Here is a 22376-nt window from a genome sequence, read left to right on the forward strand (position 1 = left end):
GACTAACTGGGTTTGCACGGTGCGTTCTTCGGCCTCGGCAGGCCGCCTCTCTGCCGAAATCCGCCGCGCCCGGCGGGAACTCGGCGTACCCCGCGCACGACCTCCTCAACGCCGCGCCGCGCAGGCGCGGTTCGTCATCACCCGACGCCTGCTGAGGAGGACACCCATGTCCACATCGCCCGACCCGGTCGGCCCCGTCAACCCCGTCGCGCCCACCGCCCCCTCGACCCCGTGGAGCTGTACGGGCCGGATTACACCCGCGATCCCTATCCCCTGTACGCCGAGCTGCGTGCCCGCGGCCCGGTCCACCGCGTGCGCTTCCCCAGCGGCGTGTGCGCCTGGCTCGTCACCGGCTACGAAGCCGCCCACCAGGCGCTGACCGACGTCCGGCTGGGCAAACACCATTCACGGGGCAACGCGGCCTGGCGGGCCCGCGCCTCGATCATGCCCGAGCCCCAGCACTCCCAGCTCCAGGTGCATCTGCTCCACCAGGACCCGCCGCGGCACACCGCGCTGCGCCGGCTGATCACCGACGCCTTCGCTCCGCAGCGCGTCGAAGGGCTCCGCCCCCGGTTCCAGGAGATGGCCGATGCCCTGCTCGACGGCCTCCCGGACGCCGGCGAGGCCGATCTGGTCGAGGTGTTCGCCGGGCGCTTCCCGTTCCGGGTGCTTGCCGAAGTCATCGGTCTCCCACCGGAGTTCGAGGAGCGCTTCGACCGGGACTGGGGCAAGGTGGTGCAGCCCGTCGGCCCGTCGGATCCGGGCCGTCCGGCGTACGAGGCACGGCTGCGCGCGCTGCAGCAGTACATCGCCGATCTCGTCGCCCACCAGCGCGCCGCGCAGGGCGAGGATCTGCTCTCCCAGCTGGTGGCCGCCCGCGACGACGGCCGGCTCGGGCAGGAGGAGCTGGATTCGATGATTTTCCAGCTGCTGGTCGCCGGGCAGGAACCGGTGACGAACCAGATCACCACCGCCCTGGTGACCCTGCTGCGCCACCCCGCCCACCTGGCGGAGCTGGCCGGCCGGCCGGAGCTGCTGCCGCGCGCCGTCGAAGAACTCCTCCGTTATGACAGCGCCTTCGAGCTGACCACCTGGCGGTTCTTCGCGGAGGACGCCGATCTGCACGGGACCCGGATTCCGGCGGGCGACTCCGTCATCGTGTCGCTGTGTGCGGCGAACCGCGACGGTCGCCGGTTTCCCGACGCGAACGCCCTGCACTTCGACCGCACCCCCAACCCGCATCTCGCCTTCGGCCACGGCAGCCACTTCTGCCCCGGCGCCACACTCGCCCGTATCGAACTCCAGATCGCCCTCGGCACCCTGCTGAGACGGCTGCCCGAGCTGCGGCTCGCCGTCCCGGACGGCGAGCTGGACTGGATCCCGGCGGTACTGGCGCGCGGGGTCGACCGGCTGCCGGTGACTTACGGCGCGCAGGCCGCCTGTCCGGTCAAGGACGGACCGGATGCGCCTCGTCCGGTCACCGCTGGGCCGAACGCCACCTGTCCGGTCACGAACGGACCGGATGCCGCGTGCTGACCAGCCCGGCCCGACCGCTTCCCGGCGTGCCCGCCGGCCACCCGGCCGGCTGCGCGGCGGTGCTCACCGAGCTGCTGCCCTACCGCCGCACCCTGGACTCCGGCCACGGGGATGGGGACGGAGACGGGAACGGGGACATGGACACCCCCGATGCCTACCCCGCCCAACTGCGGCAGCTAGCCGGTCCGGTGGCGGCGGGCGCGCCCCTCGTCTTCACCCTTCCGGGTTTCCCCTGCAAGTCACCCCATCCGGCCAAGGTGCTCGGCCACCTCCCCGACGAGGGCGAACGGCTGGCGCTGCGCTTCCTGGACGCCCTGTGTGCCCGGATCGAGGCCGTCCACCCGCCCGGGGCGCGGGTGGTCATCTGCTCGGACGGGCATGTCTTCAGCGATCTCATCCACGTGCCGGACCGGGACATCGATGCCTACGCCGACGCCCTGCGCGCACTGATCCAGGACGAGGGCCTGACCCGGCTGGACGTCTTCGACCTGCGCCAGGTCTACGGGCGGCGGCTGTCACACGACGCCAAACGGGCCCTGGTCCACGACCGCTACGCCCCGGCCCTGGAGGACCTGCGGTCCCTGACACGCAGCGACGAACCCACGCGCCGCCTGTACCAGGGCATCACCCGCTTCCTCGCCGAGGACTCGGTCTCGTTCACCGGTACCCGTTCGGCGTGGCAGCGCGACTGCCGCCGCCGCGCCTACGGCGTGATGCAGCGCAGCCGCGCCTGGGGCGAGCTGATCGGCGAGCACCACCCGGGCGCCATCCGGCTCTCCATTCATCCGCAGCCGCGGGGTTCGGCCAAGTTCGGGATACGGCTGCTCGACGCGCCCGATGTGTGGATGACGCCCTGGCACTCCTGTGTGCTCGAACACCGCGACGGACGCCGGGAGTTGCTGCACCGGGCGGATGCCGAGCGGCTTGGCCGGCTGGTGTTCCGCCACGGCCGGCCGAGCCACTTCGTGGCCGGGTGAGGGACGGGGTGCGCCCGCCGGTCGCCCGCCCCCGGCGGGCCCCACCGCCCGGTGGCCGAAGCCGCCCGGTGGCCGAAGGCAGGCGCACCCCGCACAGGTAGTCGGCCGGGCATCGGAGGCGGTCCCGGGCGGTGGCGCCCTGCCGGCACAGGACCGGGCAGAGGTCCGGGCAAAGGCCCCCTCGGAATGAAAGAGGCCATACGTCACGCCGGGCCGTACCCGGCAGCGGTTGCCGGAGAGGCCTCGCCGGACAGCCGGTGCTCACGCGTCCAGGCCGCTGCCCTGGGGCCCGTACAGGTCCAGCAGCCGGACCCGGGTGCCGTGCAGCCGGTCGGCCACCGTTTCGGCGACATAGCGGTACACCGCCCGGCCGAGGACGGGGTCGGATTCGCACAGGGCGCGGACCACCTTGGCGTCGAACTCCACGGCCTCGACCGGGCCCACGGTCTGGGCTCCGAGGTGCCACAGGTAGGGCGGGAACAGCCAGGACCAGCCGAGCAGTTCGTCCCGGCCGAGCGTTTCGACGACCGCGGCGCGGCGCCCGGGGACCCGCTGATCGAGCACCACCTGGCCGCTGCGGATGATCCAGAAGTGGTCCGCCCGCCGGCCCTCCTCGAAGAGGCGGGTGGCGCGCGGCAGCGACACCTCGACGGCGATGTCGGTCAGCCGCCGGCGCCGGTCGGGCGGCATCCCGTGGAACAGGTCTCTGCTGCTGGCCATCGCATCCTCCGCTCGCTCCCTGCACGATATGGGGTGCTTTGCCGGTATGCCGGGAAGGCTCGGCCGGGCGGAGCGGCGGCGGGTACCGCACGGGGGCACGTCAGGTCAGCTGGCGCCGCACCAGGTCGTGCAGTGCTCCGCCGGTGTCGGCAAGCAGCTCGGCCGGGGCACCCTGCTCGACGATCCGGCCGTCCGCCATGACGATCACGCGGTCGGCGTCCATGACCGTGGACAGCCGGTGGGCGATCACCAGACGGCTGGCGCTCAGCTTGCGGGTGCTGTCGATGACGATGCGCTGGGTCTCGTTGTCCAGGGCGCTGGTGGCCTCGTCGAAGAACAGGATCCGCGGGCGGCGGACCAGCGCCTGGGCGATCATCAGCCGCTGGCGCTGGCCGCCGGAGATGGCGCCGCCGCCGGAGATCATGGTGTGCAGGCCCATCGGCATCCGCTTGATGTCCTCGGCCAGACCCGCCATCTCGGCGGCCGCCCAGGCCTCTTCCTGGGTGAAGGACTCGGCGCCGCAGATGCAGTCCAGGATCGAGCCGGTGAGGGGCTGGGCGTTCTGCAGGACGACGCCGCACTGGCGGCGCACCGCCGCCTGGTCCAGGGCGGTCAGGTCCTGCCCGTCGTAGAGCACATGGCCCGAGGTCGGCTTGTCGAAGCCGATGAGCAGCCGGAGCAGGGTCGACTTGCCGCAGCCGCTGGGGCCGACGACGGCCACGAACTCGCCGGGTCGGATCCGCAGCGAGACATCGTCGAGGACCAGCGGGCCGTCGTCGCTGTAGCGGAAGGACAGCTTCTTGGCCTCGATGCCGCCGGCCAGGATGCCGGGCTGGGCGCTGGCGCCGCGCACTTCGGGCTTCTCGTCCAGGACCGGCTTGATCTGCTCGAACATCGGCATCGCGGCGGCGGCCGAGATGAAGGCGCCGGTGATCTGGGTGACCGAGGTCAGCAGCATGGTCACCGAGGTGTTGAAGGTGAGGAACGAGCCGGCCGACATGCTGCCGCGGGCCGGGCCGGCCAGCAGCATGAACATGGTGAGCGAACAGAGCGGCAGGTAGACGGCGTTGAGGACGGTGGTCAGGTTCTTGATCCGGCCGGCCTTCTGCTGGAGTTCGCGGGAGCGGGCGAACTCCCGGGCCCAGGCCGCGTACGCGAAACTCTCGGCCGCGGCGACGCGCAGCTTGGGCAGACCGCGCAGGGTCTGGAACGCCTGGTTGTTGAGCTTGTTGCCGAGGGTGACCAGCCGGCGCTGCCAGCGCAGCTCCCACAGGCCCATGGCGAGGAATACGGCACCGATGACGAGCAGCATCGCGAGCGCCGCCAGCGCCAGCGGCACGCTGTACAGGAGCAGCATCACCAGGTTCATCGCGCCGACCGTCGTGGCCTGCACGGCGATCGGGCCGAGTCCGGACAGCACCCGCCGGATGGCGCTGATGCCCATCGCGGCGCTGGCCAGCTCTCCGGTGGAGCGTTCGGTGAAGAACTTCGTCGGCAGCCGCAGCAGCCGGTCCCACACGGCCGGCTGCAGCGCACTCTCGATCCGGCCCTCCATCCGCAGCACGGTGAGGTTCTGCAGCAGCATGAAGGCGGCCGAGACGACGCTGGTGATGATGACGGCCAGCGAGACCTGGACGATCAGGCTCTTGTCGGCGCTCGGGACGTACTCCCCGAGCACCTTGCCGGTCGCGAGGGGGACGAGGGCGCCGAGACCCACCGTCACCAGCCCGGCGAGGGCCAGGTTCCGCAGGTCCAGCCGGGAGCCGCGCAGGCTGAAGAGCATCAGCCGCCACAGGCTCATGGGCCGCTCCGGCAGCGGGCGGTAGAACATCACGGCGCGCGGCTCGAAGGCGTCGGCGTTGTCCTTGTCGATGCGCATCCGCAGTCCGGAGGCCGGGTTGACTGCCTCGTAGCGGCCCCGGCGCCACAGCAGCGCCACGGGGGCCCCGGACTTGGCGCGGTGGCCCACCAGGGGGCCGGTGTCGGTCCGCCACCAGCGGCCCTGGAGGCGGACCGCGCGGGTGCGGATCCGCGAGCTGACCGCGATGCGTTCGACGGGGGTGATGCGGTCGTTGGCGGCGCCGCCCTTCGGGGGCTCGGTCAGCGTGATCCCGGCCGCCTCGGCGACCGTGCGGCAGACCGCGAAGGTGGCGTCGTCACCGGCCCGGCCGGTCTCGGCGCTGCCCCGCCCGGACCGGTCCTGGCGGCCGATGGACGCGATCAGCGCCTGGTCGGCCCGCTCGCGGACGGCCTCGCCCGCCTTGATGCCGGCTGCCGTGCGGTCCTCGTGGGCGCGCTCCAGCTGCTCGATCCAGCGGTCGACGGCGGACAGCAGCCGGTATTGCTGATTGACCATCTGCTGCCACAGGTCGGGATCCACCAGCAGGTCGCCGGCCGCCTCCGCGCTGTAGGAGGCGCCGTACTGCACACTGCCGGGCGGGACCGGCATCCACAGGATGTCGTCGTCGGCCACCGCTTCATCGGCGGGCCGGCCGTCGAGCGGTGCCTCGAACAGCACGCCCAGGCTGCGGGCGGTGCCCAGCGCGAAGGCGTGTTCCAGCGCGGAGAGCGCCTCGCCCTGGCCGTCGTGGGCGGTGTAGCCGTAGCCGTCCTGCGTGCCGTACTGCGGGATGGAACCGGTGTCGCCGTACTCCCCGTAGTCGTACCGGGGCAGTTCGCGCAGCTCGATCCGGCGCAGCAGGCAGTCCTGGGAGGGCCGGCCGAGCAGGGTGTGGTGCGGGCCGGCGACCGGTCCGAGCAGGAGGGTGCCCGCTTCGAGACGGCCGAGGAAGTGCCAGTGCCCTTCCTCGACGGCGTCGACCGCGAAGAGGTCGAGCGATCCGCCGGTGACGAGCCACAGCACATGCGGGCCCTCCAAGGGAACGCTGCGCAGACCGGTGCAGTCGACGGGCGTGCCGAGGCCGCCCAGCGCCTGGGTCACCGCGTCGGTGGCGCCCGGTCCCACGACCGCGGGCGGGGGCATGGATGACACGTCAGTGCTCCTTGACCAGCTCGGCGTACGGGCCCCCGGCGGCGACCAGGTTCTCGTGCCGGCCGCGTTCGACGACCACGCCGTGGTCGAGGACCACGATCTCGTCGCTGTCGCGGACCGTGCTCAGCCGGTGGGCGATGACGACGCAGGCACAGCCGCGCCGCCGCAGGTTGTCCATGATGGTCTGCTCGGTCTGCGCGTCCAGGGCGCTGGTGACCTCGTCGAGGACCAGGATGCTGGGGCGCCGGACCAGTGCGCGGGCGATCTCCAGCCGCTGGCGCTGGCCGCCGGAGAAGTTGCGGCCGTCCTGTTCGACGCGACTGTGGATGCCGTCGGGGCGACGGGCGATCACATCGTCGTAGAGCGCGGCGTCCTGGAGGGCGGTGATGACCGCGTCGTCCGGGATGGACGGGTCCCACAGCGCCACGTTGTCCCTGACCGTGCCCTCGAAGAGGAAGATGTCCTGGTCGACGAAGGACACGGAGGCGGCCAGCGCGCTGCGCGACAGGTCCTCCAGGCGCTGTCCGTCGATGCGGATGGTGCCTTCCCAGGGGCTGTAGAGGCCGGAGATCAGCCGGGAGACGGTGGACTTGCCGCTGCCGGAGCCGCCGACGAGGGCGACCTGCCGGCCGGGGCCGACGGCCAGCGAGAAGCCGGTGAGCAGCGGTTTGTCCAGGGGGCTGTAGCCGAAGGTGATGTCCTCCAGCGTCACATGGCCCTTGAGGCGGCGGGTGTCGGCGTCCGGCTCGGGGCGCGAGTAGAGGGTGTCGACGGGGAAGCTCTCGACGTCCTTGAGGCGGGCCACGTCCGCGGCGAAGTCCTGGATGCGGCCGGCGACGCCGTTGAGCCGGGTGATGGGCGCGGTGAAGCGGGTCACCAGCGCCTGGAAGGCGACCAGCAGACCGATGGAGATATGGCCCTCGACGGCCCGCAGACCGCCGATCCACAGGATCAGGGCGCTGTTGAGCGTGGCCAGGGTGGGCGCGACGACGGCCAGCGCGGCGCTCGGCACCCCGAGGCGCTGCTGCACCTCCAGCGTGGTGGCGTGCTGGCCGGCCCAGCGGCGGAAGTAGCCGTTCTCCCCGCCGGTGGCCTTCATCGTCTCGATGAGCTGCAGGCCGGTGTAGGAGGTGTTGGTCAGCCGGGCGGTGTCGGCGCGCAGCTTCTGGGTGTGGGTGGCCCGCAGCCGGATCACGATCCGCATGGCGACCACGTTGAGCAGCGCGATGCCCACGCCGATGACCGTCAGCTGGGGGTCGTAGGTCCACAGCAGGAAGGCGTAGAGGATGACTACGATCCCGTCCACGCCCGCGGCGGCGAGGTCGCGCGCCAGGGTTTCGGCGACCGCGTCGTTGGACTGCAGCCGCTGGACCAGGTCGGCCGGGCTGCGCTGGGCGAAGAAGGTGACCGGGAGTCTGAGCAGGTGGCGCAGGAAGCGGGCGCTGGTCAGGGTGGAGGAGATGATGCGGCCGCGCAGCAGGTTCGCCTGTTGCAGGCCGGTCAGGACGGCGGTCAGCGCGACCATCGCGGCCATCGACGCGAAGAGCGGCCCCAGCAGCGAGGTCTGGTTGCCGATCAGGAACATGTCGATGTACGTACGGCTCAGCGCGGGCACCGCCGCGCCGACCGCGACCAGCAGCAGGCTGGCGAGCAGCGCGGCCAGCAGGGTGCCGGTGGTGCCGCGCATCCGGGCGGGCACGGCGCCGAGCACGCCGGGCTTGCGGCCGCCCTTGCGGAAGTCCTCGCCGGGCTCGAAGACCAGGGCGACACCGGTGAAGCTGGTGTCGAAGTCCTCGGTCGGCACGAAGCGGCGGCCCTTGTCGGGGTCGTTGATGCGGACGCCCCGGCGGCCGAAGCGGCGGCTGGTGCCGTCGTAGACGACGTAGTGGTTGAACTCCCAGAACAGGATGGCCGGCGCCTGCACCTCGGCGAGCGCGGACGGTTCCATCTGCATGCCCTTGGCCTGCAGGCCGTAGCTGCGGGCGGCCTTGAGCAGATTGCTGGCGCGCGAGCCGTCACGGGAGACGCCGCAGGCGATCCGCAGCTCCTCCAGCGGTACGTGCCGCCCGAAGTGGGCGAGCACCATGGCCAGCGAGGCGGCGCCGCACTCCACGGCCTCCATCTGGAGGACGGTGGGGGTGCGGACGGTCTTCGTCTTCCGGGGCTTGGGGGCGGGCGCGGCACGGCGGGAGCGCCGGGCGCCGGGCGCGGGCTCGGGACGGTGCCGGCGGCGGCCGGGAGGCGGCAGCTGCTGCTGCTGCGGGGCAGCGGAGTCTTCGGCGGCGGTCATGGCAGCAGCCAATCGATCGGGTGCTGCGCGGCCAGGTGGACGGCGCCAGTGACGGGCGTCATCGAGTCGAGGGCGTACGGCGGGCCGCCGGAGGCCGACCAGGCGTAGCCGGACGCGTTGTGCGGGGCGGCGTCGAGCTGTACCAGGACCGCGAGGGGCTGGCCGTGCTGCGAGAACTCCTCGCCGAGCTGGCTGTTGCCCAGGTAGGCGCCGATCCGCTGGCGGGTCTGGGCGGTCCTGCCGACGGCCTTGACCCGCCCGCGCAGGACGCCGTACTGCTGGCTCGGCACGGACTGGACGGTGAGGTCGACCAAGGCGCCGACGGGGACGGAGGCGCCGCTCTGGGCCGGGACGTACAGCGTGGCCGTCAGGGGGTCGCGGGCATGGGCGACGCGCTCCACGGAGGCGACATCGGCGCCGGTGGTGACGACGGAGCCGATCGTGGCGACCATCGTGGTCAGCCGGCCGGCGGCGAGCGTGCGGACGACGGTGGTGCCCCGGGCGGTGCGGACCTTCAGCACCGGGGTGTTGGCGGCCACCCGCTTGCCCTCTTGGGCGAGCACTGCGGTGACCTGGCCCGATACGGGGCTCTGCAGGATGTAGCTGCCCTGCCCGTGGGTGAGGATTCCGGGCGCGCCGAGGGTGGACGACACGGTTCCGGTCACCGCCCATACGGACGCGGCGATCACGAACAGAACCGTGACGGTGAGCACGAGCCAGCCCTGGGGGCGGGCGAAGCGCACCGGAAGATCGATTTCCTCGGGCGACTGCAGCTTGGAAAGGGCCTGTTGGCGGAACTGCACGACACTCTTCCCTCAACTGCAATGGTCTGTCAGACGGGTGGCGGCGGCCGTGCGCCCCGGTCCCGGGCACAGCCAGGGATCCGGGGCACGCGGCCCGGCATGTCGGCAAGGAGGGGGCGCCGACCTGCCGTTGTCACCGTTCAAAGCCGGCTGTGCCGCTCAGCGGCACAGAAGCGACTCAGAGACCGGAGACCAGGCCCGTGGCGGTGTTGGCGATGCCCGAGGCGTTGACGCCGGTGGCGCCGTCGACCAGGCCGGTGGCGGTGCCCACGGCGCCCGAGACCGGGGCGATGGAGTCAACGGTGTTGGTGGCGGTGCCGACCACGCCGTTGAGGAGGCCACCGGACACGTTGTCCAGGTCGGCGTCGGAGATTTCCTGGGTCTGAACCTGGGGGATGGAGTTCATGGTGTTTCCCTTCGATGAATATCTCGAAAAATGCTGCGTCCGAACCGTCCGGTGGGGTGGTCCGGCCGCGGCTGCGGCAGTCGGGTACCCGAAATCGGGAACCGATGGTGTGACTCCCGCGGTGCGAAGGATCAAAGCACGCGGGCGCGTTGCGCTGCTAATCGGAGAACCGCTGATCCGGACCCCAACGCCCCACTGAATTACCGGAAGTGCACGTGCATCCATGACTTGGTGGCAGCTTCTTCACAGGTTCTCCAGTTTCACTTTCAACTCATCGGTAACCGACCGTTCGGCGAACTGGACATTCCCGCACCAAACTATTGATCCGCAGGTCAGCACGGGGATGGGCCACCGGAGACCGTGTGCCGACTGCGCTTTCGGTGTGCAGATTTTTTGAAGGCCGCCAATTTTTACGGCACCTGAGCACAGCACGGTCACGAAACTCCGGAGCACGCCCCGGGCGGGCCGCTCCGAATGTTGCAGAGGCATGAAATGTGCCCGATTCGCCCGGAGTTCATGGGCGGCATCGGGTGAGTTGCACGCATGGAACGGAATCATCAGAACTATACGTGCCCCATTCCCTGGAAACGGATCGAGTGACCGGAGAACGGACATAACCGCATAACGCCGCGCCTTCGGAACGGTCGGTAATGGGCGATTTTGAGGGGCGCCACCGACAGCCCGGTGGCAGCCGCCCGCCGCGTACGGCACCGTGAAAGGACACCGCGGGGCCGGCGCCCCGGGAAGGAGCCGTCCGTGGACCCCGTCGAGGCGCTGGAGCGGATCGCGTTCCTGCTGGAGCGGCAGGGGGCGGTGAGTTACCGCGTCCAGGCGTTCCGCACGGCCGCGACGGTGGTCGGCGCGCTGCCCCCCGACGAGGCGCGGCGGCGCGCCCTGGACGGTTCGCTGGGGCAGGTCAAGGGGCTGGGCCCGAAGACCACCCGGGTGGTCGAGGAAGCGTTCGCCGGCGTACGACCCGTCTACCTGTCCCATCTGGAGGAGGAAGCGGGCGGACCGCTGGTCGAGGGCGAGCTGGGGCAGCGGCTCCGGCGGGCGCTGCGCGGTGACTGCCATCTGCACTCGGACTGGTCGGACGGCGGCAGCCCGGTCGAGGCCATGGCCCGCGCCGCCCGCGACCTCGGGCACGCCTGGTGTGTGCTGACCGACCACTCCCCCAGGCTCACCGTGGCCCGCGGGCTGACCGCCGAGCGGCTGCGCCGGCAGCTGTCGCTGGTGGCGGAGGTCAACCAGCGGCTGGCACCGTTCCGGCTGCTGACCGGCATCGAGTGCGACATCCTCGACGACGGCACCCTCGACCAGGAGCCGGAGCTGCTGGACCGGTTGGACGTGGTGGTCGCCTCGGTGCACTCCAAGCTGCGGATGGACAAGGCGCCGATGACCCGGCGGATGCTGGCCGCGGTCCGCAACCCGCTGGTGGACGTGCTCGGCCACTGCACCGGACGGCAGATCACCGGCAAGCTGCGCCCGGAGTCGCAGTTCGACGCCGCCGAGGTGTTCGCGGCCTGCGCCGAGCACCGTACGGCCGTCGAGATCAACTGCCGTCCCGACCGCTTCGATCCGCCGCGCCGGCTGCTTGGCCAGGCGCTCGCGGCGGGCACGCTCTTCGCCATCGACAGCGACGCCCATGCACCGGGCCAGCTGGACTGGCAGATCTACGGCTGTGCCCGCGCCGAGGAGTGTGGCGTACCTGCCGACCGGGTCATCAACACCTGGACGCAGCGCCAGTTGGCCACCTGGACCCGGACCGGCCGGACGCCGCGACGCGCCTCCGGGCCGGCCTGAGCGGGCCGTCAGGCGGTGTGCGGCGCGGGGGCAGGAGCGCCGCCGGCGGGAGCGTCACCGGCGGGAGCCCCGCCGGCCGGAGCGCCGGTGGCGGGAGTGAGCCGCAGCACCACGACATAGGCGACGACCACGGCGACGATCACCAGCGGCATCACCGTGAGCCCGCTCTTCCCCAGCAGCAGGGTGGCCAGCAGCACCGACGTCATCGGCAGCCGGAGCATCGCCACACACATGGCGCCCACACCCATCGCGAAGGCCGGGGTGAGCGAGAGGCCGGGCAGGTGGGCCAGCACGACGCCGCCGGCCGCGCCGAGGAACAGCGCGGGAAAGATGGGCCCACCGCGGAAGGCGCTCAGCGAGGCGCAGTACGCCAGGCCCTTGCACACGATGAGCAGCAGCAGCGCCGCCACCGAGTAGCCCGCGCTGTCCCGGAACAGCGAACCGAGCGCCGACTGGCCCGAATAGAGCATTTCGGTGGCGGGCTTGCCGGTGGCCGCGGCGAACACCACCGCCAAGGCGCCCACCACCAGGCCCATCACCATCGTGGCCGGTACCCGGTGGCGGACCACCCGCCCCTTCAGGAACAGCGAGAGCCGCCGTACGCCGGTCGCGACGAAGGCCGCGGCCACGCCGATGACCAGGGCCCAGCCGAACTCCGGCACCGTCGGCTGGGCGGCCGGGGGGACGTCGTGCAGCGCGAGGGAGTACGTACCGAGCCCCGTCCAGTCCCCCAGACCCGTGAAGACCAGCGCACCGATCCCCGCCGCGAGCAGACCGGGCACCAGCAGCATCCCCAGCATCGGGCCGCCCAGCCCCGCCACCTCCATCAGGAGGAACGCGCCCAGCAGCGGGGAGCCGAGCAGTGCGCTCACCGCCGCGAAGCTGCCCGCGGCGCCCACCGCGGCGACGCTCTGGGCGTTCAGGCCCCGGCCCAGCAGCCGTGCGGCGCCCGCGGCCAGTCCGCCGCCGAGCGCGATGAGCGGCGCCTCGGGGCCGAGCACCGCACCGAAGCTGAGGGAGGCCAGCGCCGCGAACACGATGCCGGGGAGCGCGGAGAGCGGGGGCGCACCGCTGAGCGCCAGCCCGTCGGCCGGCTCATGGCCGCCGTTGCCCGGCAGGTGACGGATGGCCAGGCCGACCAGCAGGCCGGCCACCACGAGCATCGGGACCGGCCACCACAGGGGCGTCCCGGCCAGGCCCAGCGCCCGCGGCAGGTCCGTGTAGATCAGTGGTTCCAGCTCGTGCACCAGCGCGAGGAAGCCGAACGCGACGGCACAGACCGGGAAGCCGACCACCGCCGCCACCAGCAGGAGCTTCAGATAGCCGCGGGTGCGCACCAGTGCGTAGGGATCCCGGTACACGGTGGCGGGAGTCTCGCCCGCCGGGCCGGTGGAGTCGGCTGACATCGCCTCGCCTCCCTCGCCGCCGCCGTGCCGAGCCTGTCACGACCGGTCCGCCACGGCATGCCGGGCGCGTCCTCGGAGGCATGGCCATCCGGGTGAACCGGGCCGCGCGGTGGCCTCACCCCTGCGGCGCCGCCGTCTCCTTGAGGGCGGCCAGCACCGGGCGGAGCAACGGGTGTTCCTCGGCGCCGCGGCGTACGGCGGCGAAGACCCGGCGGGTGGGGGCGACGTCGTCGACGGGGCGGACCACCACGCCCGTGAGGTCCATGTCGCGCAGGGCCGAGCGGGGGACGAGGGCCACCCCCGCGGCGGCCGAGGCGAGGGCGACGACGGCCCGGAAGTCGTCGGAGGAATGCTCCAGCCGGGGCTCGAAACCGGCGTATTCGCAGGCCAGGACGACCACATCATGGCAGGGGTTGCCGGGATAGGGGCCGATCCAGGGGTCCTCGGCGAGATCGGCCAGAGCCACCTGCGGCAGGCCGGCCAGGCGGTGGCCGGGCGGCAGCACGGCGTCGAACGGCTCGGCGTAGAGCGGGACCCGGGTCAGCCGCGGGTCGTCGGCGCGGGGCGCGCCCCGGTATTCGACGGCGACCGCCACGTCCACCTGCCGGTCCAGGACCATCAGCAGGCTGGCGTCGCCCTCGGCGTCCTGGACGCGGACCCGGATGCCGGGCGCGGTGCGGGTGAGCGCGGTGAGCGCGGGCGCGACGACCAGGCCGATGCCGGTGGCGAAGGCCGCGACGGTGACCGTGCCGGCCTCGCCCGAGCCGTAGGCGGCGAGCTCGGACTCGGCGCGCTCCAGCTGGGCGAGGACGGCGTTGGCGTGGGCGAGCAGGATGTCGCCCGCGGCGGTCAGCCGGACGCCGCGGGCGCTGCGTTCCACCAGGCGGTGGCCGGTCTCCGCTTCCAGGGCGGCGAGCTGCTGGGAGACCGCCGAGGGCGTGAGGTAGAGCGCGGCGGCCGCGGCGGTGACCGTTCGGTGGTCGGCCACCGCACGGAGGATGTGCAGCCGTCGTGCTTCGATCATGCTCCCAGTTTCGCAGGCCCCGCCGGTGCGGGGCGTCAGGCGCCCAGCGCGGACCGCGCGTCGATGAAGGCGTCGACCGCGCGGTGGACGTCCGCGGTGGAGTGGGCGGCGGACAGCTGTACGCGGATCCGCGCCTGGCCCTGCGGGACCACCGGGTAGGAGAAGCCGATGACGTAGACGCCGCGCTCCAGCAGCAGCTCCGCCATCCGGGCCGCCTCGGCCGCGTCGCCGATCATGACGGGGGCGATGGCGTGGTCGCCCGGGAGGACGTCGAAGCCCTCCTCGGTCATCCGCGAGCGGAACAGCGCGGTGTTGGCGTGCAGCTGCTCGCGCAGGTCGCCGGCCGACTCCAGCAGGTCGAGCACCTTCAGCGAGGCGGCGGCGATCACCGGGGCGAGCGAGTTGGAGAAGAGGTACGGGCGCGAGCGCTGGCGCAGCAGCGCGACGATCTCGGCGCGGGCCGCGACATAGCCGCCGGAGGCGCCGCCGAGGGCCTTGCCGAGGGTGCCGGTGATGATGTCGACCCGGTCCATGACGTCATGGAGCTCGGGGGTGCCGCGGCCGCCGGGGCCGACGAAGCCGACCGCGTGCGAGTCGTCGACCATCACCATGGCGCCGTAGCGGTCGGCCAGGTCGCAGATCTCGCGCAGCGGCGCCACGTAGCCGTCCATGGAGAACACGCCGTCGGTGACGACGAGCTTACGGCCGTCGCTGCCGGCCTCCTTCAACTGGCGTTCCAGATCGGCCATGTCGCGGTTGGCGTAGCGGAAGCGGCGGGCCTTGGACAGGCGGATGCCGTCGATGATGGAGGCGTGGTTGAGGGCGTCGGAGATGACCGCGTCGTCCGGGCCGAGCAGGGTCTCGAAGACACCGCCGTTGGCGTCGAAGCAGGAGGAGTAGAGGATGGTGTCCTCCTGGCCGAGGAAGCCGGAGATCCGCTGTTCCAGCTCCTTGTGGACCTCCTGGGTGCCGCAGATGAAGCGGACCGAGGCGAGGCCGTAGCCCCAGCGGTCGAGCGCTTCGTGGGCGGCCGCGACGACCTCGGGGTGGTCGGCGAGGCCGAGGTAGTTGTTGGCGCAGAAGTTCAGTACCTCTCCGGGGTTGCCTCCCGCGGTGACCGCCACGGTGGCGGACTGCGGGGTGCCGATGACCCGCTCGGGCTTGTGCAGGCCGGCGGCGCGGATCTCGTCGAGGGTGCCGCGCAGTTCATCGCGTACGGAGTCGAACATCAGGGGTGTCTCCAGGAGTCGGGGGAAGCGGGCGCGCGGTGCGAAGGGGCGCGCCGGGGACGGAGGCCGGGCCGGGAAGTGCTCAGGTGGTCCAGTCGAGGATGATCTTGCCGCTCTGGCCGCTGGCGGCGTCGTCGAAGGCGGCGTCGAAGTCCTCGTACGCATAGCGGCCGGTGATCACCGGCGCGAGGTCGAGACCGCCTTCGAGCAGTACGGACATCGCGTACCAGGTCTCGAACATCTCCCGGCCGTAGATGCCCTTGATCGTGATCATGGAAGTGACGATCCGGGACCAGTCCACGGGGAACTGTTCGGCAGGCAGGCCGAGGACGGCGATCCGGCCGCCGTGCGTCATGTTGGCGATCATGTCCTGCATCGCCTCGGGCCGGCCGGACATCTCCAGTCCGATGTCGAAGCCCTCGCGCAGGCCGAGTTCGCGCTGCCCGTCGGCGATGGTCGACTCGGCGACATTGAGGGCGAGGCTGACCCCGACCTTGCGGGCCAGTGCCAGGCGCGCCTCGCTGACGTCCGTGATCATGACATTGCGGGCCCCGGCATGCCGGGCGACGGCGGCGGCCATGATGCCGATCGGCCCGGCGCCGGTGATCAGTACGTCCTCGCCGACCAGCGGGAACGACAGCGCGGTGTGCACGGCGTTGCCGAAGGGGTCGAAGACGGCGGCGATATCGAGGTCGACAGGGACGCGGTGCACCCACACATTGGTGGCGGGCAGTGCCACGTACTCGGCGAACGCGCCGTCCCGGCCGACGCCGAGACCGACGGTGGCGCGGCACAGATGGCGGCGGCCGGCCAGACAGTTGCGGCACTTGCCGCAGACGAGGTGGCCCTCGCCGCTCACCAGATCGCCGGTCTTGACCTCGGCCACATCGCGGCCGGTCGCCACCACCTCACCGACGAATTCATGACCGATCGTCAGCGGGGTGCCGATGGACTGCTGGGCCCAGCCGTCCCAGGCGCGGATGTGCAGATCGGTGCCGCAGATGCCGGTGCGCAGCACCTTGATCAGGACATCCCCCGGGCCGACGGCCGGCTCCGGCACGTCCATGAGCCAGAGACCCGGCTCCGCTTTCTGCTTGACCAGTGCCTTCACCGCAACGGCTCCCGTACCTGAGTGTGACCCTGCCGGGTGCCGTCCCCGGCCACCCGATCTTCGTCAGGAAATCTTCCCTACGACGGCCGCCCGGTCCATCGAGGATTTCTTAAGCACGGTCACAGTTGCCCTTTACGCCCCATGGACAACGGGGTGCACGGCCGCGGACGTGAGGGCGGTCACGCACCGCGCGAAGCCGGCCGCACCGGCGAATGCGCAGCTCGGGGGCGGTGCCGGTGGTCCGGGTGAGGTGATCGGGCAGCTCGCCCGGGAGGGTGCCGGGGGCCGCGCGGCCGGTGCGGGAGTGTAAACGTTCGCCACCGCAAGCGTCGGAATTCATCACAGCTTGAGTGGCCGTGAGACCCGGATGCACGGGGCTACGTAGGACTGAGTGGCAGCAACACACGGGTGCTGACGCGACGCACCGCGGTCGCCCGTGTGCCTCGTTCCTGTGCGTCCCTGGAGGTCAGTGAATTGAGCCACCGACATGTGAACAAGCGCCTTCGGACCGGCGCCATCGCCACCGCCGGTGTGGCCGCCGTCGCGGCCGCGGCGATCCTGCTCCCCAACGCCAACGCGAGCACGGACCAGCGGGCGGCCCCGAAGACACTCAGCGCCCACTCGGCCACGCAGCTGGCGGCGTCCCTGAAGGCGGACCTGGGGGACAAGGGCGCCGGCTGGTATCTGGACAGCGCGAACGGCCACCTGGTCATGAACGTGCTGTCGGAGGACGACGCCAAGAGCGTCACGGCCAAGGGCGCCGTCGCCAAGGTCGTGCACAACAGCATGACCGCGCTGAAGGCCGGAGCGAAGACCCTGCGGGACTCCGCCTCGGTGCCCGGCACCGCGTGGTCGATCGACCCGAAGACCAACAAGATCGTGGTGCTCGCCGACAGAACGGTTACCGGCGCAAAGATGGCCACGCTCAACAAGGCCACGCAGGGCATGGGCGCGGGCATGGTCACCGTCAAGCGGTCTCAGGGCGAGTTCAAGCGGTACGACGGCGGGAACGCGGGGAGTGCAGCGGGGGGCGCGGCAGGCAACGGGCAGGCGGCGGGCGGTGCCGGGAACGCCGGCGCGGCGGGCGGCGGGAACGCCGGCGCGGCAGGTGGCGGCAATGCGGGAGCGTCAGGCGGCGGCGGTGGTCAGGCTGCGGGCGGTGCCGGCGGCGACGGTGGGGCCGGCGGCGGGCAGGCCGCGGGGCCGGTCGGTGGCAGCGCCATCTTCGGCGGCAACGCACGCTGCTCGCTGGGTTTCAATGTCACGGTCAAGGGCGCACCGGCGTTCCTGACGGCCGGTCACTGCGGCAACGACTCCAAGACCTGGACGGCCGACCAGGGCGGCAGCCAGCCGCTGGGCACGGTGGCCGACTCCAAGTTCCCCAAGACGGACTTCGCGCTGGTCACCTACGACGACAAGGGCGCCAAGCCGGAGAGCGCGGTCGACAAGGGGGACGGCACCACTCAGAAGATCACCAAGGCCGCGGAGGCCGCCGTCGGGATGAAGGTGCAGCGCTCGGGCAGCACCACCGGCCTGCACGACGGCACGGTCACCGGCCTCGATGCGACGGTGAACTACGGCAACGGCGACATCGTCAACGGCCTCATACAGACCGATGTCTGCGCGGAGCCCGGCGACAGCGGCGGCTCGATGTTCTCCGGCGACTCGGCGGTCGGGCTGACCTCCGGCGGCAGCGGCGACTGCACCGCGGGCGGCGAGACCTTCTTCCAGCCGGTCACCGACGCGCTCAAGGCCACGGGAGCCGAGATCGGCGCCGGGGGCGGCGGCGCGGGTGGCGGTGACGCGGCAGCGGGCGGCGCAGCAGCAGGTGGCGGCGGTGCCGCGGCCGGTGGCGGTGACGCGGCAGCAGGCGGCGGTGACGCGGCGGCCGGTGGCAGCGACGCGGCAGCGGGTGGCGCCGGGGCCGGCGACGCCGGTGCCGGAAGCGCCGGAGCCGGGGATGCCGGAAGCGCGGGCGCGGGAGACGCCGGTGCCGGTGCCCAGGACCCCGGTACGGGTGCCCAGGACCTGGGAGCCGGCGGTAGCGGTGACGGTCTGAACTGACCTCTGGGCCCTTGCGCCCCTTGATCCCCTGGTCCCCGGGATCCCCTCTGTTCCTCGGCCCCGTCCCCTGCAACTGCGCAGGCGGGCGGGGCCGTTGAGCGTGGGAGCCACAAACCGGAAGAGGCCTCGGGCCAGGACGCGGCCTCAGGCCTCAGGCCTCAGTAAGAGACGACGGTGAAAAGGCCGCCGTCCGGGTCACGGATGACGGCCTGTTGGCCCTTGCCGTCCGGGGTCGGCGTCACGGGGGTGACGGTTCCGCCGGCGGCCACCGCGGCGGCCGTCACCTTCTCGATCTCGCGGACCGGAAAGTGGACGTGCCAGCGGGGGCGCACCCGCGGGTCCGGGGCGGACTCCACGGCACCGCCCCGCAGGGTGGCGAGGGTGTGCCGACCGTCCCGGACGAGGACCTGGTCGTGTTCGTAGGTCACATCGCAGCCGCCCGGCTCCCCGGAGGCCCAGCCGAAGACCTCCGCGTAGAAGATGGCGGCCGCGAACCCGTCCCGGGTGCGCAGTTCGAGCAGGGCGGGTGCGGCGCCGCGTCCGACCGACCACGCCAGGGTCTGGCCCTCCCAGAAGCCGAAGGTGGCGCCGTCGGGGTCGGCGGCGAGGGCGGCGCGTCCGGGACCGAGCTTGAGCGGTCCGACGGCGACGGTCGCCCCGCGCTCGCGGATCCGGTCCGCGGTGTCGTCGGCGTTCTCCACCGCGAAGTAGGAGGTCCAGGCCACGGCGACCTGAAAGCTCTGGGCGAGGGCACCGATGCCGGCGACCGGCTGTCCGTCGGCCACCGCGACGGAGAACTCCTCACCGAGGCTGGCCGGGCGGAACCGCCAGCCCAGGACGGCGGAGTAGAAATCCTGCGCGGATTCCAGGTCGCGCGCCATCAGACTGACCCAGCACGGAGCGCCACGTACCGGAGTGGCCGGGCCATGGGCCGACATGACATCTGCCTCCTGTTGCTCAGCGCCCCTTCCCACTCTGCCAGCGACAGGGCGGGGCCGCACCAAGGGCGCGTCCCCCGGCGGCAGCGCAGTTGTGCCGCTCTTGATCAGGCTCGATGCTGTAAATACTGAACCGGGCTGGGTTGATGCCATGAACGCATGGAACGCGGCGGAGAGCGCCGATTTCCGTGGTCCCCTCGACGTCACCAGGGCGGCCACAGCGGTGCTGGACGCCCAGGACCGCATCATCGGGTGGAGCCCGGCGGCCCAGCGGCTCCTCGGGTACACCCCGCAGGAGATCATCGGGCGCCCCGTGGAGACGCTGGTACCGGCCGGTCCGGCACCGGCCTCCCCCGCGACCGAAGCCTCGCCGAGCGGCAGCCAGGCGCACACGCTGCGGCACCGTGACGGCCGGATGCTGCGGATGGCCGTCACGAGCTGCCCGCTCGCCGACGTCCGCGGGGTCGCCGAGGTGTCCGGGACCGCCGGTACGCAGCCGGCCCGTGTCCTGGTGGCGGCCGCGCTGGACGAGCACCGGATGTGGGAGTCCCGCCAGGCGATGTTGCACGGTCTGGCCACCCAGTCTCCGGTGGGCCTGGGCATCTATGACACCGAACTGCGGCTGATCTGGGCGAACGGTGCGTACACCCGGGAGATCGGGCTGCCGGTGGACGAGTTCCTCGGCGCCAGGGCCAATGAGCTGTACCCGGACGGCGAGTTTGTGACCGAGGGGTATCCACGCACCCTCGACGCGGTGATGCGGCAGGTCCTCGACAGCGGCGAACCGGTCCTCGACCTGCACTTCGTCGGCCAGCAGCCCTCCGCCCCGGGGTCCGATCACGTCTGGTCCTGCTCCTACTACCGGCTGCAGGACGCCCAGGGCCGGGTGCTCGGGGTGTGCGAGGACGCCTTCGACATCAGCGGCCGCTACCAGGCGCAGCGCCGGCTGAACCTGCTGGTGGAGGCCGGCGCCCGGATCGGCACCACGCTCGATATGACCGTCACCGCACGGGAGATCACCAAGGTGGCGGTGCCGGCCTTCGCCTCGACGGTCATCGTCGACCTGATGTGGTCCGTGCTGCACGGCGGGGAGCCGGAAGCCGTCGACGGCACCCTGCCGGCCCTGGTGCGGGTGGCCACCCGCACTGCCGATGCCACACCGGACGGTCCGCTGCAGGGCCCGCACCGCATCGAGTACCCGCCCGGCTCGCTGCAGTACCGCAGCCTGTCCTCCGGCGGCACGGTGCGCGAGGAGGGCACCGTGGTCGTGCCCCTGCGGGCCGGCGGCGCCCTGATGGGGCTGGTCACCTTCCTCCGGGCGGCCCCGTCGGTCTTCGACAAAGGGGAGATCGAGCTCGCCGACGAGCTGGTCATCCGGACGGCGGTGTGCCTGGACAACGCCCGCCGCTTCACCCGGGAGCACACCGCCGCGCTGACCCTGCAGCGCAATCTGCTGCCGCAGCATCTGCCGGCCCAGTCCGCCGTCGATCTCGCCTACCGCTACCTGCCGAGCGACGAGCGGGCCGGAGTCGGCGGCGACTGGTTCGACGTCATCGGTCTGTCGGGCACCCGGGTCGGCCTGGTCGTCGGGGACGTGGTCGGCCACGGCCTCCAGGCGGCGGTGACGATGGGGCGGCTGCGGACGACCGTACGCGCCCTGGCCCGGCTGGACCTGTCCCCCGACGAGCTGCTGAGCCGGCTGGACGACCTGGTGGGACAGACCGCGGAGGAGCAGGCCGCCACGGTCGGCACGGACGCCGGTCCGGATGATGTGGCCACCGGCGTGACCTGCCTCTACGCGGTCTACGACCCGGTGTCGCGGCGGTGCACCATGGCGCGGGCCGGGCATCTGCCGCCGGCCGTCGTCGATGCGGAGGGCGGCCTGTACTTCCCGGACCTGCCGGCCGGTCCGCCGCTGGGCCTCGGGGGCCTGCCGTTCGAATCCCTGGAGATCGAGCTGCCGGTCGGCAGTCTGATCGCGCTGTTCACCAACGGGCTGGTCGAGGGACGCGACCGGGACGTCGACGAGGGGCTGGCCATCTTGGGCCGGGTGCTGAGCGATCACCGCCGGCCGCTGGACGAGCTGTGCATCCACACGCTGGCGGAGCTGCTGCCGGACGGCCCTGCCGTCGATGACTCGGCCCTGCTGCTGGTGCGCACCCGTGAGCTGGACGCCCGGCAGGTGGCGGCCTGGGAACTGCCCGCCGAGCCGGCCGCGGTGGGCAAGGCCCGCGAGCGGGCGACCGGGCAGCTGCTGGAGTGGGGCCTGGCGGAACTGTCCTACGCGACGGAACTTGTGGTCAGTGAGCTGGTCACCAACGCCGTACGGCATGCGTCCGGGCCGCTGCACCTGCGGCTGCTGCGCGACCGGACCCTGCTGACCGAGGTGTCGGACACCGGCCACACCTCTCCCCATCTGCGGCACAGCGCCAGCGACGACGAGGGCGGGCGGGGGCTGTTCATCGTCGCGCAACTGGTGCAGCGCTGGGGCACGCGCTACACGCCGTACGGCAAGACGATCTGGACGGAACAGGCGTTTCCGCCGGACTACCCCGGAGCCCCGCGCCCGGCCGGCGGACGGGCCTGAGGAGGTCCGGCAGGGATCGGCCGGGCGCATGGCGTGCGGGTGTTCGGAGGCGGTCCCATGATGGAACCAAGCGAGGTCCCGGCGACTCGGCGGGCGCGGACAGAGGAGGACCTGTGACGACCAATGGCAGTGACACGTCGGCCGAGCGGCGCCCGGTCGAGCTGTACACCGGTAGTGAGCGGCCCTACGACCCGGAGGACCTGGTGAAGGCCTCCGGGCGCGAACCCACCCCGTCGAGCCTGGAATGGGCCAGGCGCCTGATGGCCGAGGAGGGGCCCGGCGCCATCGAGCGGTATCTGCCGTGACGGCTGAGGGCTGCGGCTGAGGGTTGACGGCTCACGGCCGGCGGCTGACGGCTGACGGCTGGCCGAGCGGGACGGGCACGGAGGTGGGCCCGCCCCGCGAGCGGTGCCGCGGCCCTCTGCACCGCGCCTTCCGGCAAATCGCTTGCGGCGGCCCCCTGCGCTGGGGAAGATCCCCTCGACGGCGG

Annotated in this window: 16 protein-coding genes; 6 read left to right on the forward strand and 10 right to left on the reverse strand. The window is 72.2% G+C overall.

Annotation, left to right across the window (positions count from 1 at the left end; translation table 11 throughout):
- Nucleotides 1–231 precede the first annotated feature (231 nt).
- On the forward strand, nt 232–1536 hold the full coding sequence (locus tag CFW40_RS03060; protein WP_256992058.1) for a cytochrome P450: 1305 nt from the start codon (nt 232–234) through the stop codon (nt 1534–1536).
- Nucleotides 1533–2513: an L-tyrosine/L-tryptophan isonitrile synthase family protein gene (locus CFW40_RS03065; protein WP_256331828.1), complete on the forward strand. Its 981-nt coding sequence runs from the start codon at nt 1533–1535 to the stop codon at nt 2511–2513. Before CFW40_RS03060 ends, CFW40_RS03065 begins: the two co-directional genes overlap by 4 nt.
- A 261-nt stretch (nt 2514–2774) precedes the next feature.
- Here CFW40_RS03065 and CFW40_RS03070 read toward each other — a convergent pair whose 3' ends face one another.
- From CFW40_RS03070 to CFW40_RS03090, 5 genes are all read right to left on the reverse strand, one after another.
- Nucleotides 2775–3233 carry a cyclic nucleotide-binding domain-containing protein gene (locus CFW40_RS03070; protein WP_088796274.1) on the reverse strand — a complete coding sequence of 153 codons (459 nt, stop codon included), beginning with the start codon at nt 3231–3233 and terminating at the stop codon, nt 2775–2777.
- A 100-nt stretch (nt 3234–3333) separates the two neighbouring features.
- On the reverse strand, nt 3334–6216 hold the full coding sequence (locus tag CFW40_RS03075) for an NHLP bacteriocin export ABC transporter permease/ATPase subunit (protein WP_088801874.1): 2883 nt from the start codon (nt 6214–6216) through the stop codon (nt 3334–3336).
- A gap of 10 nt (nt 6217–6226) precedes the next feature.
- Nucleotides 6227–8515 carry an NHLP family bacteriocin export ABC transporter peptidase/permease/ATPase subunit gene (locus tag CFW40_RS03080; protein WP_088796275.1) on the reverse strand — a complete coding sequence of 763 codons (2289 nt, stop codon included), beginning with the start codon at nt 8513–8515 and terminating at the stop codon, nt 6227–6229.
- Nucleotides 8512–9318, reverse strand: a complete 807-nt coding sequence (locus CFW40_RS03085) for an HlyD family efflux transporter periplasmic adaptor subunit (RefSeq protein ID WP_088796276.1) — start codon at nt 9316–9318, stop codon at nt 8512–8514. The genes CFW40_RS03080 and CFW40_RS03085 overlap by 4 nt, the downstream gene beginning before the upstream one ends.
- Before the next feature lie 178 nt (nt 9319–9496).
- Nucleotides 9497–9724, reverse strand: a complete 228-nt coding sequence (locus CFW40_RS03090; RefSeq protein ID WP_088796277.1) for a type A2 lantipeptide — start codon at nt 9722–9724, stop codon at nt 9497–9499.
- Nucleotides 9725–10480: 756 nt separating this feature from the next.
- On the opposite strand from CFW40_RS03090, the gene CFW40_RS03095 reads away from it, so the two are divergent.
- Nucleotides 10481–11527, forward strand: coding sequence for a PHP domain-containing protein (locus tag CFW40_RS03095; RefSeq protein ID WP_088796278.1), 1047 nt, complete (start codon nt 10481–10483; stop codon nt 11525–11527).
- An 8-nt stretch (nt 11528–11535) separates the two neighbouring features.
- On the opposite strand, the gene CFW40_RS03100 is transcribed toward CFW40_RS03095, so the two are convergent.
- The 4 genes from CFW40_RS03100 to tdh all read right to left on the reverse strand — a co-directional run bounded on the left by CFW40_RS03100 (nt 11536) and on the right by tdh (nt 16297).
- Nucleotides 11536–12933, reverse strand: a complete 1398-nt coding sequence (locus CFW40_RS03100; RefSeq protein WP_088796279.1) for a chloride channel protein — start codon at nt 12931–12933, stop codon at nt 11536–11538.
- Between the two features lie 115 nt (nt 12934–13048).
- On the reverse strand, nt 13049–13957 hold the full coding sequence (locus tag CFW40_RS03105) for a LysR family transcriptional regulator (protein ID WP_088796280.1): 909 nt from the start codon (nt 13955–13957) through the stop codon (nt 13049–13051).
- Nucleotides 13958–13992: 35 nt separating this feature from the next.
- Entirely contained in the window at nt 13993–15186 is a 1194-nt protein-coding gene (locus tag CFW40_RS03110) for a glycine C-acetyltransferase (protein WP_176956592.1), read from the reverse strand.
- Between the two features lie 82 nt (nt 15187–15268).
- A complete protein-coding gene (gene tdh, locus CFW40_RS03115; protein WP_088796281.1) occupies nt 15269–16297 on the reverse strand; it encodes an L-threonine 3-dehydrogenase in 1029 nt (342 codons plus the stop codon).
- A gap of 489 nt (nt 16298–16786) precedes the next feature.
- Here tdh and CFW40_RS03120 point away from each other — a divergent pair, with 489 nt between their 5' ends.
- Entirely contained in the window at nt 16787–18361 is a 1575-nt protein-coding gene (locus CFW40_RS03120) for a S1 family peptidase (protein ID WP_176956591.1), read from the forward strand.
- A 158-nt stretch (nt 18362–18519) separates the two neighbouring features.
- Here the strand turns inward: CFW40_RS03120 and CFW40_RS03125 are convergent, their stop codons facing one another.
- Nucleotides 18520–19242: a VOC family protein gene (locus CFW40_RS03125; RefSeq protein ID WP_256331617.1), complete on the reverse strand. Its 723-nt coding sequence runs from the start codon at nt 19240–19242 to the stop codon at nt 18520–18522.
- A gap of 208 nt (nt 19243–19450) precedes the next feature.
- Here CFW40_RS03125 and CFW40_RS03130 point away from each other — a divergent pair, with 208 nt between their 5' ends.
- Both CFW40_RS03130 and CFW40_RS03135 read left to right on the forward strand, forming a co-directional pair.
- Nucleotides 19451–21886 carry a SpoIIE family protein phosphatase gene (locus CFW40_RS03130; RefSeq protein ID WP_088796283.1) on the forward strand — a complete coding sequence of 812 codons (2436 nt, stop codon included), beginning with the start codon at nt 19451–19453 and terminating at the stop codon, nt 21884–21886.
- Between the two features lie 113 nt (nt 21887–21999).
- Complete coding sequence (locus CFW40_RS03135; RefSeq protein ID WP_088796284.1) at nt 22000–22191, forward strand: hypothetical protein; 192 nt, start codon at nt 22000–22002, stop codon at nt 22189–22191.
- Nucleotides 22192–22376: the final 185 nt, after the last annotated feature.

The organism is Streptomyces sp. 2114.4 (genome assembly GCF_900187385.1).
GTDB lineage: Bacteria > Actinomycetota > Actinomycetes > Streptomycetales > Streptomycetaceae > Streptomyces > Streptomyces mooreae.